14 protein-coding genes are annotated in these 15245 nt (G+C 72.8%); 4 read left to right on the plus strand and 10 right to left on the minus strand.

Translation table 11 applies throughout. From position 1 onward, the window contains the following. Positions 1-54: 54 nt before the first annotated feature. From ACFYX3_RS02535 to ACFYX3_RS02550, 4 genes are read right to left on the minus strand one after another with little or no spacing between them, the layout of a single operon-like run. Complete coding sequence (locus ACFYX3_RS02535) at positions 55-1242, minus strand: hypothetical protein (RefSeq protein WP_389007322.1); 1188 nt, start codon at positions 1240-1242, stop codon at positions 55-57. Then, positions 1239-2132: an N-acetylneuraminate synthase family protein gene (locus tag ACFYX3_RS02540; RefSeq protein ID WP_116159220.1), complete on the minus strand. Its 894-nt coding sequence runs from the start codon at positions 2130-2132 to the stop codon at positions 1239-1241. The genes ACFYX3_RS02535 and ACFYX3_RS02540 overlap by 4 nt, the downstream gene beginning before the upstream one ends. Before the next feature lie 9 nt (positions 2133-2141). Beyond that, positions 2142-3374, minus strand: coding sequence for a cytidylyltransferase domain-containing protein (locus ACFYX3_RS02545; protein WP_389007325.1), 1233 nt, complete (start codon positions 3372-3374; stop codon positions 2142-2144). Next, positions 3374-4663, minus strand: a complete 1290-nt coding sequence (locus ACFYX3_RS02550) for a DUF6716 putative glycosyltransferase (protein WP_389007327.1) — start codon at positions 4661-4663, stop codon at positions 3374-3376. Before ACFYX3_RS02550 ends, ACFYX3_RS02545 begins: the two co-directional genes overlap by 1 nt. Positions 4664-4882: 219 nt before the next feature. Between ACFYX3_RS02550 and ACFYX3_RS02555 the strand changes: the two genes are divergently transcribed. After that, the gene (locus ACFYX3_RS02555) at positions 4883-5902 is read left to right on the plus strand and encodes a glycosyltransferase family 2 protein (RefSeq protein WP_389007329.1); all 1020 of its coding nucleotides are present in this window, start codon (positions 4883-4885) and stop codon (positions 5900-5902) included. Beyond that, on the plus strand, positions 5899-7209 hold the full coding sequence (locus ACFYX3_RS02560) for a polysialyltransferase family glycosyltransferase (protein ID WP_389007331.1): 1311 nt from the start codon (positions 5899-5901) through the stop codon (positions 7207-7209). The genes ACFYX3_RS02555 and ACFYX3_RS02560 overlap by 4 nt, the downstream gene beginning before the upstream one ends. A gap of 67 nt (positions 7210-7276) precedes the next feature. On the opposite strand, the gene ACFYX3_RS02565 is transcribed toward ACFYX3_RS02560, so the two are convergent. From ACFYX3_RS02565 to ACFYX3_RS02575, 3 genes are read right to left on the minus strand one after another with little or no spacing between them, the layout of a single operon-like run. Beyond that, positions 7277-8098 carry a MerR family transcriptional regulator gene (locus ACFYX3_RS02565; RefSeq protein ID WP_382655264.1) on the minus strand — a complete coding sequence of 274 codons (822 nt, stop codon included), beginning with the start codon at positions 8096-8098 and terminating at the stop codon, positions 7277-7279. Between the two features lie 37 nt (positions 8099-8135). Then, positions 8136-8792, minus strand: coding sequence for a leucine efflux protein LeuE (leuE, locus tag ACFYX3_RS02570; protein WP_389007333.1), 657 nt, complete (start codon positions 8790-8792; stop codon positions 8136-8138). 60 nt (positions 8793-8852) lie between these two features. Further along, entirely contained in the window at positions 8853-10433 is a 1581-nt protein-coding gene (locus ACFYX3_RS02575) for a methylmalonyl-CoA mutase (protein WP_389007335.1), read from the minus strand. A 185-nt stretch (positions 10434-10618) separates the two neighbouring features. Between ACFYX3_RS02575 and ACFYX3_RS02580 the strand changes: the two genes are divergently transcribed. Then, positions 10619-11491, plus strand: a complete 873-nt coding sequence (locus ACFYX3_RS02580; protein WP_389008070.1) for a peptidoglycan-binding protein — start codon at positions 10619-10621, stop codon at positions 11489-11491. 151 nt (positions 11492-11642) lie between these two features. Here the strand turns inward: ACFYX3_RS02580 and ACFYX3_RS02585 are convergent, their stop codons facing one another. Both ACFYX3_RS02585 and ACFYX3_RS02590 read right to left on the minus strand, forming a co-directional pair. After that, positions 11643-12758 (minus strand): hypothetical protein, encoded by a 1116-nt coding sequence (locus ACFYX3_RS02585; protein WP_389007337.1) that lies wholly within the window; start codon positions 12756-12758, stop codon positions 11643-11645. Beyond that, the gene (locus tag ACFYX3_RS02590) at positions 12758-13435 is read right to left on the minus strand and encodes an RNA polymerase sigma factor (RefSeq protein WP_382655255.1); all 678 of its coding nucleotides are present in this window, start codon (positions 13433-13435) and stop codon (positions 12758-12760) included. Before ACFYX3_RS02590 ends, ACFYX3_RS02585 begins: the two co-directional genes overlap by 1 nt. A gap of 431 nt (positions 13436-13866) precedes the next feature. Between ACFYX3_RS02590 and ACFYX3_RS02595 the strand changes: the two genes are divergently transcribed. Then, positions 13867-14604, plus strand: a complete 738-nt coding sequence (locus tag ACFYX3_RS02595) for a Clp protease N-terminal domain-containing protein (protein WP_389007340.1) — start codon at positions 13867-13869, stop codon at positions 14602-14604. Positions 14605-14637: 33 nt separating this feature from the next. Here ACFYX3_RS02595 and ACFYX3_RS02600 read toward each other — a convergent pair whose 3' ends face one another. Then, positions 14638-15198: a hypothetical protein gene (locus tag ACFYX3_RS02600; protein ID WP_389007342.1), complete on the minus strand. Its 561-nt coding sequence runs from the start codon at positions 15196-15198 to the stop codon at positions 14638-14640. Positions 15199-15245: the final 47 nt, after the last annotated feature.

Here is a 15245-nt window from a genome sequence, read left to right on the forward strand (position 1 = left end):
TAGGGGAAAGAATCTCGGTTTCGCAGGCATGAACCTCACTCCTGGTGGGTACGCTCAGCCGAATTCGAGCCGGTCGGCCGGATGCGACGCCCGGGCGGTGAGCCGGTCGACCTCGTGGGCCGCGGTGCCCGTGATCCCGGACAGGAAGCCCTGGGCGCGCGGCGAGGCGGTCGCCCGCAGCCACTCGGGCGCTATGTCGATGACGGCCACCTTCACGCCCGTGCCGGCCAGGGCCAGCGGCAGGGTGTGCACGACCGTGGACGGGAAGCTGACGACCGTACGGCCGATGGGGCCGCGCCGGGCGATCAGCTCCAGGGGCAGCTCGGGCCGGACCACCTGGAGGCCCGTCTCGACCGCGATCCGGTGCAGCTTCTCGGCGCTCTCCCTGCGGTGCGCGAAGTAGCGGGTGGCCCCGTGGGCACGGGCCAGCTCGCTCACCACGCGCGCGTAGTGGTCGGCGTCGACGACCCCGGTCTCGACGAGCGAGGTGCCGACGAGGTCCGCGCCGCCGGTGAGCAGCGGCGGGCCGAAGGTGTCCCGGGTCCAGGCGTACGCGTTCTCCGTGACCGTGACGCCCTCCGGGGCCTCCACGGGCAGCGAGGTGAAGATCTCGACCGTGCGGCCCCGGGCGGGGGCGAGCCGGCGCCTCGCGAGGGTCGTCACCGGGGCGAGGACCAGCTCGCGGGGGCCCAGGCTGCCCTTGCGGTGCCAGCGCACCAGGCGCTCGCCGCGGCCGAGCTGGGCGGCGAACTCCATGGTCGCGGTGCCGTCGTCGACCACCGTCAGGTGCCGGGGGGCGAAGAGGGTCAGGAGCAGCTGGACGTACCGGGAGAACGGGTCCCCGATGATCACCCGCTCGGCCGAGCGCAGCGGCCGGGCGAGCCTCCGCAGCGTCCGGACGAGCGCGCCCCGGCCGCCTCGGGCCTCCTGCCAGTGCACGGTGAGCCCCTGGTCGCGGGCCAGCTGGGCCATCCGGCGCAGCTGGCCTCGCGACATGGGGTCGGTCGGCGAGAGGACGACGACGGTCAGGGCCTCCGCGGGCTTGGCGTCCGCCGGGTCACCGGTGCCGGGCGCCGTGCTCGCGGGCGCCGTCTGGGCCGGGAGCCCGGACCCGGCAGGGGCGCCGTCCGTGGTGCCCACCGGTTCCGCGGCAGCGGAACGAGGGGCGGTCTGCGTGTGCGCCCACTCCAGGACGTTCAGGAGCTGGACCGGGCTCTCGACGAACGCCAGCTGGGTGGTCATGCGGCGACGGTGCCCTGGACCCGGCGGAGCTTCTTCATCGGGCCGAGCTCCGACTCGTAGACCTTCTTGACGCCGTCGCCGAGCGCGGTCTCGATCGTGCGGATGTCGCGGACGAGGCGCTGGAGGCCCTGCGGCTCGACGGAGGCGGCCTGGTCGGAGCCCCACATGGCGCGGTCGAGGGTGATGTGGCGCTCGACGAAGGTGGCGCCGAGGGCGACCGCGGCCAGCGTGGTCTGGAGGCCGGTCTCGTGGCCGGAGTAGCCGATCGGGACGTTCGGGTACTCCTCCTGGAGCGTCTGGATGACGCGGAGGTTGAGCTCCTCGGCCTTGGCCGGGTACGTCGAGGTGGCGTGGCAGAGCAGGATGTTGTCCGAGCCGAGGACCTCCACCGCGTGGCGGATCTGCTTCGGCGTCGACATGCCGGTGGAGAGGATGACCGTGCGGCCGGTGGCGCGCAGCTCGCGGAGGAGCTCGTCGTCGGTGAGGGAGGCGGAGGCCACCTTGTGGGCGGGGACGTCGAACTTCTCCAGGAAGGCGACGGCCTCGGTGTCCCACGGGGAGGCGAACCAGTCGATACCGCGCTCCTTGCAGTGCTCGTCGATGGCGCGGTACTCGTCCTCGCCGAACTCGACGCGGTGGCGGTAGTCGATGTACGTCATCCGGCCCCAGGGGGTGTCGCGCTCGATGTCCCACTGGTCGCGCGGGGTGCAGATCTCCGGGGTGCGCTTCTGGAACTTGACGGCGTCACAGCCGGCCTCGGCGGCCACGTCGATCAGCTTGAAGGCGTTCTCGAGGTCGCCGTTGTGGTTGATGCCGATCTCGCCGCAGACGTAGACGGACTGGCCCGGGCCGGCGGTCTTGTTGCCGAGGGTGCGCAGACGGGAGTTCATGATCGTTCCTTACGGGTTGGGCGAGTTGGGGGTGTCGAGCTCGGGTCCGAGGAGCCAGGCGGCGATCTCGCGGATCGCTCCGGCGCCGCCCGGGGTGACGGTGACCGCGCGGGCGGCGGCCCGTACGGAGTCGTGGGCGCTGCTCACCGCGACGGGCCAGCCGACGAGGTGGAAGCAGGGCAGGTCGTTGACGTCGTTGCCGGCGTAGAGGACGCGCTGGGGGTCGATGCCCTCGGCCTCGCACCACTCCTTGAGGGCGCGGTCCTTGCGGTCGATGCCGTGCAGGACGGGGATCTTGAGCTTGCGGGCGCGGGCGGCGACCACGGCGTTCTGCTCGGTGGAGAGGATGAGGACGGGCAGTCCGGCGCGGCGCAGGGCCGCGATGCCGAGGCCGTCGCCGCGGTGCGCGGAGACGAACTCGCGGCCCTCGGCGTCGAGGTGGACCCGGTCGTCGGTCTGGGTGCCGTCGAAGTCGAGGACGACGGCGTCGACGTCGGCGAAGCCGGGCGTGACGGGCTCGTCGAGGAGCGGCGCGAGGGCCTTGGCGCGGGCGAGGTCGTGCGGGTCGTCGATCTCCAGGACCCGGGCGGGGTCGGTGACGACGAGCGCGGTGCGGCCGAAGAAGCGGTGCCCGTGGGTACGGAAGCCGGCCGCGTCCATCGCGTAGACGGCGCCGGTCTCCAGGTACTCGGGCTCCCGGTCCTGGCGGCGCGGGCGGTGCGCCTTGTCGTGGTTGACGCCGGTGGCCCCGGTCGCGCTGTCCTCGGGATCGCGCCACAGGAAGCCGTGGGAGGGGGCGGCAGTGAAGGCGGTGTCGGCGGCGCCCGAGGTGATCCGCTCGGCGGTCTCGGCGACCTCGGCGGAGGTGAGGAAGGGGCTCGTGCACTGGACGAGGAGGACCACGTCGGCCGGGCGGCCGTGGGTGGCCTCGAAGGCGTCCATCGCGTGCAGGACCGCGGCCTCGCTGGTGGCCGTGTCGCCGGCGATCGCGGCGGGCCGCTGGACGGCCTCGGCTCCGGCGGTGCGGGCCGCGGCCGCGATGGCGGCGTCGTCGGTGGAGACCACGACGTGCGTGACGGTACGGGCGCCGAGGCAGGCGTGGACGGCGCGGGCCACCAGGGGGACCCCGGCCACCGGCGCGAGGTTCTTGGCGGGCACGCCCTTGGAGCCGCCCCGGGCGGGGATGACGGCGAGGACGGTCGGGTTCGCGACGGGCTCGGCGGGCGTGGCGGTGGCGCTCATCAGAGTTCTCCCAGGCGGCGGATGACGGGGGCGACGCGCTGCACGCCGTGGCGGTACGCGCCCCGCGCGGCCTCCCGGACGACCCGGCGCAGACCGCTCTCGCGGGGCTCGGGCGCGGTGACGTCCAGGCGGTGGCGGGCGAGGATCCCGGGCAGGTAGCCGGGGGCCGTCTCCGCGGTGTAGTAGGGGGTGATCGGGGGCAGCGCGGGAAGCGCCAGGAGCTCGGCGACGCGGTCGCGGGCGGCGTCGAAGGCCTTCCCGTACGAGCCGTCGGAGGCGACGCCCTGCCGGGCGAGCCAGGTCTCGTCGGGTGTCGGCACGTCTCCCTTGTCGAGCCGGTCGAAGGAGGTCAGCAGGCCGGAGCCGACGAAGTGGTGGTTGCCGAGCGCCTCGCGGACCCCGAGGTCGGTGAGGATCGCGGTGGGGATCCGGCGGTGGAGCGCTTCGAGGGCGGCCGTGGAGGAGACGGTGACCAGGAGGTCGGTGCGGTCGAGCACCTCGCCCATGTGCCCGTACACGAGGCGGAAGTTGTCCGGCGGGTCGAGTTCGCGCACCAGCTTCTGGAAGGGGAACTCCTCCAGGTGCGTGGTGTGTTCGCCCGGCTTGGAGCGGAGCTTGAGAAGCACCTCGCGGCCCGGGTGGAGACGGGCGTGGGCGATCAACCGGCTCAGCACGTAGGTCCGTTCGGCCTTCGTGACGGGCACGGAGGGCTGGGCGGCGAAGACCAGGGTGTCGCGGCCGGCCTCGTGGGCGTGCGGGGCGCCGCCCAGGAAGGGCAGCGCGGCCTCGACGACCGAGTCGGCGCCGGCGCCCACGCCCTCGTACACGGCACGGAAACGCTCGGCGTCGTGGCGGGAGTTGGCGAGGACGACGTCGGCGCCGTGGCGCAGCAGCAGGCCGTCGGTCAGCTTCTCGTAGACGACGCCGACATAGCCGGTGACGATCACCGGGCGGCGCTCCAGGGAGAGGCCTGCCAGACCCTGGAGGACGGCGCGGACGGTGCCGCCGACCAGGGAGAGCACGAGGACGTCGAATCCCTCGCCGCGGGTCTCCGCGTCCCGTACCGCGCGCAGGAACTCCGCTCCCGTCACCTCGCGCGGGGCGTCCTGGGACACCCCGGTCTCGGCGAGCTGGCGGGCGGTGGGCGTGGCCCGTCCGCGCAGGACGAATCCGGTGGGTTCGGCGGTCGCCGTGGTGATGCGGCGCGCGGTGAGGGCGCCCCATTTCCACCGGGTGTCGGAGTCGGCGAGTACGGCGACCCGTATCGCTTCTCTGGTACTTGCTGGCACGTCGAGGACGCTAGAAGGGCATTCCGCTTTTCGGCCCAACTGAGCCACAACAAACGGTGAACAGAGCCTCTCCGCCGGGAGAAGTGGGTCGCCGTCCGGGCGCGGTGCGGCCGATTCCCGTTGCGGGGAAAGGCGGTTAATCGGCCCGCCGCTTGGTGTTCACCGAAAGGCTGCCCGGCGGTCGGTGGGAATGCCGTGGCGGCACCTAGCGTCGGCCGCGTGGTCAAGCTCTCCGTCGTCGTGCCGTTCTTCAACGTGCAGACATACGCCCCCGACACCCTCACGAGCCTGCGGGCCAACGCCCGCGAGGACTTCGAGTTCCTGCTTGTCGACGACTGCTCGTCGGACGGGACTCCGGAGATCCTGGAGCGGGCCGCACGCGAGATCCCGGGTGCCGTCCTGATCAGGCACGAGCACAACGAGGGCCTCGCCACGGCCCGGAACACCGGCCTGGACGCCGCCCGCGGCGAGTACGTCGCCTTCCTCGACGGGGACGACTGGCTCGCCCCCGGCTACTACGCGCGCCTGGTCGACGCCGCCGAATCGCTGCGCGTCGACTTCCTGCGCACCGACCACGTGACGGTCACCGGCCGCAACCGCGCGGTGCGCCGGGCACCGGTCCCCCGGCGCGGCGAGGCGCTGAACCCCCGGGACGCGATCCTGCCCTCGCACCGCACGACCTCGGTCGACTACCCGTACGCCTGGGCCGGGATCTACCACCGCCGGCTCCTCGACCGGGGGCTGCTGCATTTCCCGCACGGGCTGCGGACGGCCGAGGACCGGCCGTGGATCTGGAAACTCCACCGCGAGGCGGAATCGTTCGCCGCGGTCGGTGAACTCGGGGTGTTCTACCGGCGCGGGGTCGCGACCTCGCTCACGCAGATCGGCGACGTCCGGCAATTGGATTTCATCCGTGCATTCGACCAGGTGATCGAGGAAACGGCGAAGGACGCGGACGCGGACCTTCTTCTCCCCAAGGCCGTCCGCACGTATTGCGCGGTGATTTTCCATCACAACAGCTCGATCGAACGGTTCGAGCCCGAGGTGGCGCGTCAGCTGAAGGCGATGAGCGCGGGCGCGCTGCGGCGGATGCCGCAGGACGTCCTCGACGAGGCCCTCACCGCGATGGGCGGGGACCGTGCGACGCTCCTGCGCCGACTGCGCAGGCGCCGGCCCGCGCCGCCGCCGACGGGACCGGTCCGCGAGACGAACGCCGACTCCGCGGAGGTGGCCGCGTGAGCACCCGTCGGACCACCCAGATCTTCTGCGCCTCCACCCTCTACGGCGCCGTGACGATCGCCGCCGCGCTCGACAGCGGCTGCTTCGGCCCCGCCGACCGCCGGATCCTCCTCGTCTGCAACAACGCGGCCGTGCCGGAGACGACCCCCGCCCTGGACGAGGCCGAGGGCTTCGAGCGGCTGCGCGGCCGCTTCGACGACGTCCTGTCCTGGAACGAGACGATCTCCCCGCTCCACCCGGCCGGCTGGACCCCGCGCGCGAGCGACCTCCCGCTCCTCCAGCGGCACCTCCGCACGCTGTGGGACCTCGGCGACGACCGCGTCGAGCTCGCCCTGGAGTCGATCCAGGTCACGCCCGCGCTCGCGATCGCCCAGCTGCTCCCCGACGCACCGGTCACGGTGTACGCGGACGGACTGATGAGCTACGGGCCGACCCGTAACAAGATCGACCCGCTGATCGGCGGGCGCGTGACCCGGCTGCTCCACCTGGACCTCGTCCCCGGGCTCGCGCCGCTGCTGCTCGCCGAGTTCGGGGCGGCGCCGGAGGCGGTGCCTACGGAGGCCTTCACGAAGGTCGTCGAGGAGCTGGCGGGAACGCCCGCCGCCCAGGAGGGCCCCGCCCTGCTCCTCGGCCAGTACCTGGCCGCGCTGAACCTGCTGACCGCCGCCGAGGAGGAGGAGCTGCACCTGCGGATGGTCCGGGGCGCGATCGCCCGCGGCCACCGGCGGCTCGTCTTCAAGCCGCACCCGACGGCCCCGGACGCCTGGTCGCGGAAGCTGGTGGAGGCGGCGGAGGAGCTCGGTGCCGAGCTGACCGTCGAGGACCGGCCGGTGCTCGCCGAGGTGCTCTACCGCGAGCTGCGGCCCGCGCTCGTCGTCGGCTGCTTCTCGACGGCGCTGCTCACGGCGGCGACGTTCTACGGTCTGCCGGCCGCCCGGGTCGGCACGCGCGCCCTCCTGGAGCGGCTCACCCCGTTCCAGAACAGCAACCGGATCCCGCTCACGGTCGTCGACGCGGTCGTCCCGCCGCTCGAGAAGGAGGGCGAGGACTCCGCGATCGGTACGGAGGAGCTGAACGACCTGGTCGCGGCGGTCGGCTTCGCGATGCAGCCGAAGATACGTCCGGAGCTGCGGGAGCCGGCGGTACGGCACCTCTCGGGCCCGCTCGCCGAGCGCACCCGGCACCACTTCACCCGGCGCCGCCTCACCGTCCTGAACCTGCCGGGCGGCCTTCCGATCCCCCGCCACCCGAAGGTCCGCCGCCTCGCCCGGCGGGCGCTGCGGCTGCGCAAGGCGCTGAAGAAGTAGGGAACCGCCACCGAAGACGGCGGGCCCGGGAACCCGTGCGGGGGTCCCGGGCCCGCAGCGCGTGCGATCAGGCGCGGACGATCGGCTCCTGGAGCTCGGTCACCCACCCCGCCCGGTCCTCCGGGCACTCCAGGTACAGCTCGCGGGCGTACCCGGCGGAGGCGTAGCCGTTGGTGTCGATCCAGGTGGCGAGGGTCTGCGCGGTCGGCAGGATCTCGTCCATCGAGCCGCGGTGGACGACGGTCGCCGCCTCCTCGATGCCGGGCAGGACGAGCACCTCGACGCCCTCCACGGCGGTGCCCTCGGGGACGGTCGTGGCGGCGTGCACGAGGACCGAGCCGTCCCCCTTGCCCGCGTCCTCGTAGTACGCGATGCCGGGGCCGAAGCCGGTGACGCCCGCGCCCTCCAGACGGCCGCACAGCTCCTCGTACAGCGGACCGATGACCGGGGTGATGTCCTCCGGTCCGTAACTCGCGGCGACCGCGCTCAGCTCGGCGACGCGGACGGCGGGGACCTTCTTGACGACGACGTCCTGTGTGGACATGCGTCCCTCACTCTCGATGGCACGGAGCCTCGCACCGACCTGGGCGAGCCGGGCCCGCGCCGCCTCCAGGGCCGCTTCCAGCTCGGCCTGGCGCAGACGCAGCATCCCCCGCAGCTCCTCCGCTCCGAGCTCCTCCCGGAGGATCGCCCCCACCTGTTCGAGGGTGAAGCCGAGGTCCTTGAGCGCGATGACGCGGTTGAGCAGGGCGAGCTGGTCCGCCGTGTAGAAGCGGTAGCCGCTGTGCGGGTCGACGTGGGCCGGGCGCAGCAGTCCGATGGCGTCGTAGTGGCGCAGCATCCGGACCGACACCCGCCCGTGCCGGGCGAAGTCTCCGATGGTGAACATGACGACCCCTACGGAACGGCCTCACACGGTGTGAGGGTCAAGCGGCGCTGCTGAGCGAGAGCTTCGCGGCGAAGCCGAGGAAGAGGGCGCCGGCGGCGGAGGTGGCTCCGGCCGAGAGGCGCTTGCGGCGGCGGAAGGCCTCGGCGAGCCGGGTGCCGCCGAATATGAGGGTCGTCAGGTAGAGGAAGCTGCCGAGCTGGAGCAGGGTGCCGAGGACCAGGAAGGAGAGCGCCGGGTAGGCGTAGGACGGGTCCACGAACTGCACGAAGAAGGAGATCAGGAAGAGGATCGCCTTCGGGTTGAAGAGGCTGATGATCAGCGCGCGGCGGTACGGGTGCTCGGACGGCCCGGCCTCCGGCTCGGCGTCCGGGGCGGCGGCGGTCTCGTGCCGGGTGCGCCACATGGCGAGGGCGGCCCGCAGCATGCCGATCGCCATCCAGGTCAGATAGCCGGCGCCCGCGTACTTCACGATCGTGAAGAGGAGCGGGGTGGTCTGGAGCAGCGAGGCGGCGCCGAGGGCGGCGAGCGTCATCAGGACCGCGTCGCCGGTGAACACCCCGGCGGCGGCCTTGTATCCGGTCCGGGTGCCCTTGCGGGCGGCGACGGACAGCACGTACAGCGAGTTCGGCCCCGGCAGGAGGATGATGAGGACGAGCCCCGCGAGATAGGTCGGCAGATCGATGACACCCAGCATGAAGCGGAGTGTCGCACACCGGTACGACACTCCGCTTTGGGTTTCAAGAGCTGGAATCGGTCAGAACGCGTCGGTCGGGACGTACGTGCCCCAGACACCGCGCAGCGCGTCGCAGACCTCGCCGACCGTGGCCCGGGCCTTGAGGGCGGTCTTCATCGGGTAGAGGACGTTGTCCGTGCCCTCGGCGGCCTTCCTGAGCGCGGCGAGCGCCGCGTCGACGGCCGCCTGGTCGCGCTCGGACCGCAGCCGGGCGAGGCGCTCGGCCTGCTGGGCCTCGATCGCCGGGTCGACGCGGAGCGGCTCGTAGGGCTCCTCGACGTCGATCGTGTAGCGGTTGACGCCGACGACGACCCGCTCGCCGCTGTCGGTCTCCTGCGCGATCCGGTACGCCGAGCGCTCGATCTCGTTCTTCTGGAAGCCGCGCTCGATCGCGCTGACCGCGCCGCCCATCTCCTCGACCCGGCCCATCAGCTCCACGGCGGCGGCCTCGACGTCGTCCGTCATCTTCTCGACGACGTACGAGCCGGCGAACGGGTCGACGGTGGCGGTGACGTCCGTCTCGTACGCCAGGACCTGCTGGGTGCGCAGGGCGAGGCGGGCGGACTTGTCCGTCGGCAGGGCGATGGCCTCGTCGAAGGAGTTGGTGTGCAGCGACTGCGTGCCGCCGAGGACGGCGGCCAGGCCCTGGACGGCGACCCGGACGAGGTTGACCTCGGGCTGCTGGGCGGTGAGCTGTACGCCGGCGGTCTGGGTGTGGAAGCGGAGCATCAGCGACTTGGGGTTCTTCGCGCCGAACTCCTCCTTCATCACCCGCGCCCAGATCCGGCGGGCCGCGCGGAACTTGGCGACCTCCTCCAGGATCGTCGTGCGGGCCACGAAGAAGAAGGACAGCCGGGGCGCGAAGTCGTCGACGTCCATGCCGGCGGCGACGGCCGTGCGGACGTACTCGATGCCGTCGGCGAGGGTGAACGCGATCTCCTGCGCGGGTGAGGCGCCGGCCTCGGCCATGTGGTAGCCGGAGATCGAGATCGTGTTCCACTTCGGGATCTCGGTCCTGCAGTACTTGAAGATGTCCGCGATCAGCCGCAGCGAGGGCTTCGGCGGGAAGATGTACGTGCCGCGGGCGATGTACTCCTTGAGCACGTCGTTCTGGATCGTGCCGGTCAGCTTGTCCGCCGGGACGCCCTGCTCCTCGCCGACGAGCTGGTAGAGCAGGAGGAGGAGCGCGCCGGGCGCGTTGATCGTCATCGACGTGGAGACCTTGTCGAGGGGGATCCCGTCGAACAGGACGCGCATGTCGTCGATCGAGTCGATGGCCACGCCGACCTTGCCGACCTCGCCGTGCGCGATCGGGGCGTCCGAGTCGTGGCCCATCTGGGTCGGCAGGTCGAAGGCGACCGACAGGCCCATGGTGCCGTTGGCGATGAGCTGCTTGTAGCGGGCGTTGGACTCGACGGCGGTGCCGAAGCCGGCGTACTGCCGCATGGTCCAGGGCCGCCCGGTGTACATCGAGGGGTACACACCGCGGGTGAAGGGGTACGAGCCCGGCTCGCCCAGCTTCTCGGCGGGATCCCATCCGTCCAGGGCGTCCGGTCCGTAGACCGGCTCGATGGGCAGCCCCGACTCCGACTCGCGCGCCATGCGTTGTGCCTCCCGATAGACCTGTGACTCAGCGGTAGCGACCCTCGCGACGGACTGTAGTGGCGGGGGTGCGGGCGATGGAGGGCAGCGCGCTGGGAGCTTCCTCACAAGACACCGCCCAGGTGCGCAACCGCACGCGCGCGGGAAGCATCCCTACGTACACACGACACATCTCGGGGGAAATGATGAAGCGGTCTTCGTCCGTCATAAACAGAGCCGTCCTGGCGGCGGTGGCGGTGGCACTCGCCGCGGGCTGCACACCGGACGCGTCCGGCGCCGGTACGGGTACGGGTACGGCTCCCGCGCCGACTTCGGCCGCGCCCGGCACCGCTGCCACCCCCACCCCGAGCTCCACGCCTTCCGCGTCCTCCACGGACGACAAGCCGCCGTCCCCGTCCGCCCCGCCCACCACCGGGACGCCCGCGTCGAAGCCCCTCATGGGCGAGGGCACCGAGACCGAGCAGGTGCGCGAGCTCCAGGCCCGGCTGCGGCAGCTCGACTTCTTCGACCGGGCCCCCACCGGCTTCTACGGGACGATGACGGCCGCCTCGGTCAGGAAGTTCCAGGCGCGCCGGGGTCTGCCGGAGACGGGCTCGGTCGACGAGAAGACCTGGCAGACGCTGCTCTCCGTCACCCGGAAGCCGACCGCCGACGAGCTGAAGCCGTCGACGACGAACAAGCTCGACACCCCGGACCCGCGCTGCATGACCGGCCGGGTGCTGTGCATCAGCAAGGAGAGCCGGACGCTCGCCTGGATGATCGACGGACGGGTCGTCTCGTCGATGGACGTCCGCTTCGGCTCGGAGAACACGCCGACCCGCGAGGGCCTCTTCAAGGTCGAGTGGAAGGCGAAGGACTGGACGTCGACGATCTACCACACGCCCATGCCGTACGCGATGTTCTTCAGCCGCGGCCAGGCCGTGCACTACTCGGCGGACTTCGCGGCCCGCGGCTACGCGGGGGCCTCGCACGGCTGCGTGAACGTCCGGGACCGGGCCAAGCTCTCGGTGCTCTTCGACCAGGTGAAGGTCGGCGACAAGGTCGTCGTCTACTGGTGAGGACCAGGAGGGGAAGGGGCGCGGGTGGGACCGGGGGAACGTGTCCCACCCGCGCCAGGTGCGCGGAGCCGTAGGTACGGGGGGAACCCCGGCTCTCTGCGCGGCCGATGACCAGTCGGCATTTCTTACTGCGCCGACGGGTCGAGAAGTGTTACACCGCGAGCGGAAGACGTGTCTCGGCGGTGATTCCCAGGGGCAGCGCCGCGGTGAGCGAGGCCTGGAGCCGGGCGTCGGGAATGCCGCCGGAGGCCTTGCCGCCGGAGCCGCCCCGGTCGCCGCCCTCGGAGCCGCCGCCGGTCCCGCTGTTCGATCCGCCCTTGCGGCCGCCGTCGGCGTTGTCCTCGGGGTCGTCCTTGGTGTCGCCCTGGCCGTCGCCGCCCTTGGAGCCGTTCTGGCCCGTGCTCTCGGTGGTGCCGTTGCCGCCGCTGTTCGCGGAGTCGCCGGAGAGGATCCGGTCGCAGTAGCCGCGCAGGGTGTCGCCGCCGCGCAGGGTGTTCTGGAGCTTCTGCCGGCCGGCGGCGTCGAGCTTGCCCGTCCGGTACTCCCGGCAGGCCTGGAGGGCCTTCTCGCGGGTGGTCGTCGAGCCGGTGCCGCCGCCGTTCGTCCGGCCCGGCGTCGGGGTGCCCGGACCGGCGGTGGCCGTGCCGGGGCCGTCCGGGACGCGGGGGGTCGGGGCGGTGGACCCGGAGTCGGCCGAGGGGGACGAGCCGGGCGTGGCGTCGCCGTCGCCCGGCCGCGTCGGAGGCGTCTCGGGGTCCTGGCGTATGCCGGGCTCCTCCGAGACGAGCGGGTCCGTCGTCTCCCCCGCCGTGACGGAGCTGGCGGGTGCCGGGCCGACCAGCGGCAGCACGCCCGTACCGGCGGCGACGGCGACGCCGCCGACCGTGACGGCGGCGACCGCGGCGGCGAGCCCGTACCGCACGGAACGCCCCCAGCGGCGCGCCGGGGCGGTGACGGGCGCGAGTCGTATCCGGCCCAGTTCGGCGCCGGCGGTGCGGCCGGCGGACGCGGAGGCGGAGACCGGCGCGGAGGCGGCGGACGCGGCGCGCTCGGCGGTGGCCTTGCGGAAGGCGGCGAGCGCCGCCGCCTCGCCCGGGAGTTCGGTGCGCGCGGCCGACGGGAGGGCCGGGACGCGGGCCGTGCCGAGGGCTTCGGCGAGGCGCTGGGCCTCGGCGCGGGCACGGTCGTCGACGGCCTCGACCGGCTCACCGCGGAGCAGCCGCTCCGCGGCCTCCTGATCGAGCCACTGGTACCGCTCGTCGGCCATCACATGTCCTTCTGCGTACGCGGACGTGATTGCGTCACACCGCTCGGGGCCACGGACCCCGGTGCGCGGCCGCGTTGCGGAGGGACGCCGTCCAGGGGGGCGACGGTTCCCGCGCCGTGGCCCTGTCCGTCGGCTCCGAGGAGTTCGGCGAGCTTCTTGAGCCCCCGGTGCGCGGCGGTGCGCACGGCGCCGGGGCGTTTGCCCAGGGTGTCGGCGGCGCTCTTGGCGTCGAGGCCGACGACCACGCGCAGGACGACGGCCTCGGCCTGGTCCTGCGGGAGCTGGGCGATCAGCTGCATGGTGTCGCCGGTGGCGAGGGCCTCCAGGGCCTCGCCCGCCGTGTCGGAGTCGGCGGGCTTGTCGGCGAGTTCGGTCTCGTCGGCGCCGACGGCGGGGCGGCGGCCGCGCATCCGGACGTGGTCGAGGGCGCGGTTGCGGGCGATGCGGGCCGCCCAGCCGCGGAACCGGTCCGCGTCGCCGTCGAAGCGGTCGAGGTCACGGGCTATCTGGAGCCAGGCCTCGGAGGCGACGTCCTCGGCGTCCGTGTCGCCGACCAGTGTGCGTATGTAGCCGAGCAGCCGGGGATGCACGGCGCGGTACACAGTACGGAAGGCGTCCTCGTCCCCGTCCTGCGCAGCGAGCACCGCGGCCGTCAGCTCCGCGTCGTCCCCCAGCACTCCCCAAACCCTGTTCGTCGGTGACGTGACCGCGCCCTGCGTCATCGCGGCTGGTCACCACCGCCACGCCGGCTCGCGCACCCTGAACGCTACGTCGTGTCGCGGCATCACGTCCACGCGGTCCGGGGTCTTTGTACAACTTGCAACCTCCGGGTGGGACAGGCGGGGGTGCCCGGCGGGTGCGCCTAAGGGTGTGACAGAAACCGCAGCCCCGGCGCAGATAGGAGTACGGAGCCGTGCTGCGGCTCCGTGGACGACGACCGGGGCCTCTCCTGTGGGGGGTGGCGGCCCCGGTCGTCTCCCATTTCCCCCCTTTCTCCTCACTCTTCTTCTCACTCTTTCCGGCGACCTTTCGCGCCCCGGGGACCCGTACGCCCTTCGAGTGTCAACGAGCAGTTGACAGTGGAGGGGTGTCAACCTAGGGTTGCCTCATGACGAATCCAGTCGGCGTGAATGTCCCTGTCCGTCTCGACGAACTCATCGAAGCCATCAAGAAGGTCCACCCGGACTCCCTGGAGCAGCTCTCCAGCGCCGTCATCGCGGCGGACCACCTCGGCGACGTCGCCGACCACCTCATCGGCCACTTCGTGGACCAGGCCCGGCGCTCCGGCGCCTCCTGGACCGACATCGGCCGCAGCATGGGCGTCACACGCCAGGCCGCCCAGAAGCGCTTCGTCCCCAAGGAGCCGGACGCCGCCACGATGGACCCGAACTCCGGGTTCAGCCGCTTCACCCCGCGCGCCCGCAACGTGGTCGTGGCCTCGCAGGAGGAGGCCCGGACGGCCGTCAACGACCAGGTCCTGCCCGGCCACCTCATCCTCGGCCTGCTCGGCGACCCCGAGTCGCTCGCGATGAAGTGGATGGCCGGGCACGGCCTGACGGAGGAGGCGGTGCGCAACGCGGTGACCCCGACGCTGCCGTCGCAGGCCGAGAAGATCCCGGCGCTGATCCCGTTCGACGCGGACTCGAAGAAGGTCCTGGAGCTGACGTTCCGCGAGGCCCTGCGCCTCGGCCACAACTACGTCGGCACCGAGCACATCCTGCTGGCCCTCCTGGAGCACGAGGACGGGCAGGGCGTGCTGAGCGGGCTCGGCCTGAGCAAGGCCACGGCCGAGCGGGAGATCGCCGAGGCGATCGCCTCGCTCGCGATCGAGGAGCCGGGGGCCTAGACCCCGGGGCGCCGGGCGAGCGGCGTCGGTCGCTCAGGCGGTGCGGGCCCGGCGGGAGACGACCGCGCGGAGCACCCGGCCGCCCTCGACGGAGAGTTCACGTGCCCGACGCAGTCCGGTCGGGCCGTGGGCGGCCGTTTCGAGGACGGCCTGCTGGCGGCGGAGCTCTCCGGCGAGCAGCGGGCCCGCGCCGTCCGCGTCCCCGGCCCGGCAGCGCTCGACGAGCCCGTCGGGCACCCCGGCCGCGTCGTACCGGCCGTGCAGGGCGAGCGCCGCGACGGAGCAGTCCCCGGCCCAGGCGCGCAGGGCCTCGGCGGTCCAGGCCGCCGGGGCCTGCGCGAGCATGGCGCGTACGGCCTCGGCGTCCTCCGCACCGGCCACGTCGAGCTCGACACGGGCCTTGGCGACGGCCTCGCCCCAGGCCTCCCCGTCACCGCGGGCGACGGCGGCCCAGACGGGGCGCAGGGCGTCGGCCCCGTCGGGGGCGAGCAGCGGCAGACAGCGGTCGAGACAGGCGAGCCCGGCCGCGGCCAGTCCTCGCTCGTCGGCCCTGTCGATCAGTTCCAGCAGGCTCCGGCCGTTCCCCGACGTCATGGACGCCTCCTCGCCACCCGATGCGGACGCAGTACTTCCACTTACTG

The organism is Streptomyces sp. NPDC002463, from assembly GCF_042889835.1.
Taxonomy (GTDB): Bacteria; Actinomycetota; Actinomycetes; order Streptomycetales; family Streptomycetaceae; genus Streptomyces; species Streptomyces nymphaeiformis.

Excerpts from the sequence above, each read along its gene's own strand:
- ACFYX3_RS02535 (WP_389007322.1), bottom strand. The coding sequence starts at position 1,242 with ATGACCACCCAGCTGGCGTTCGTCGAGAGCCCGGTCCAGCTCCTGAAC.
- ACFYX3_RS02540 (WP_116159220.1), bottom strand. The coding sequence starts at position 2,132 with ATGAACTCCCGTCTGCGCACCCTCGGCAACAAGACCGCCGGCCCGGGC.
- ACFYX3_RS02545 (WP_389007325.1), bottom strand. The coding sequence starts at position 3,374 with ATGAGCGCCACCGCCACGCCCGCCGAGCCCGTCGCGAACCCGACCGTC.
- ACFYX3_RS02565 (WP_382655264.1), bottom strand. The coding sequence starts at position 8,098 with ATGTTCACCATCGGAGACTTCGCCCGGCACGGGCGGGTGTCGGTCCGG.
- leuE (WP_389007333.1), bottom strand. The coding sequence starts at position 8,792 with ATGCTGGGTGTCATCGATCTGCCGACCTATCTCGCGGGGCTCGTCCTC.
- ACFYX3_RS02575 (WP_389007335.1), bottom strand. The coding sequence starts at position 10,433 with ATGGCGCGCGAGTCGGAGTCGGGGCTGCCCATCGAGCCGGTCTACGGA.
- ACFYX3_RS02580 (WP_389008070.1), top strand. The coding sequence starts at position 10,619 with ATGAAGCGGTCTTCGTCCGTCATAAACAGAGCCGTCCTGGCGGCGGTG.
- ACFYX3_RS02585 (WP_389007337.1), bottom strand. The coding sequence starts at position 12,758 with ATGGCCGACGAGCGGTACCAGTGGCTCGATCAGGAGGCCGCGGAGCGG.
- ACFYX3_RS02595 (WP_389007340.1), top strand. The coding sequence starts at position 13,867 with ATGACGAATCCAGTCGGCGTGAATGTCCCTGTCCGTCTCGACGAACTC.
- ACFYX3_RS02600 (WP_389007342.1), bottom strand. The coding sequence starts at position 15,198 with ATGACGTCGGGGAACGGCCGGAGCCTGCTGGAACTGATCGACAGGGCC.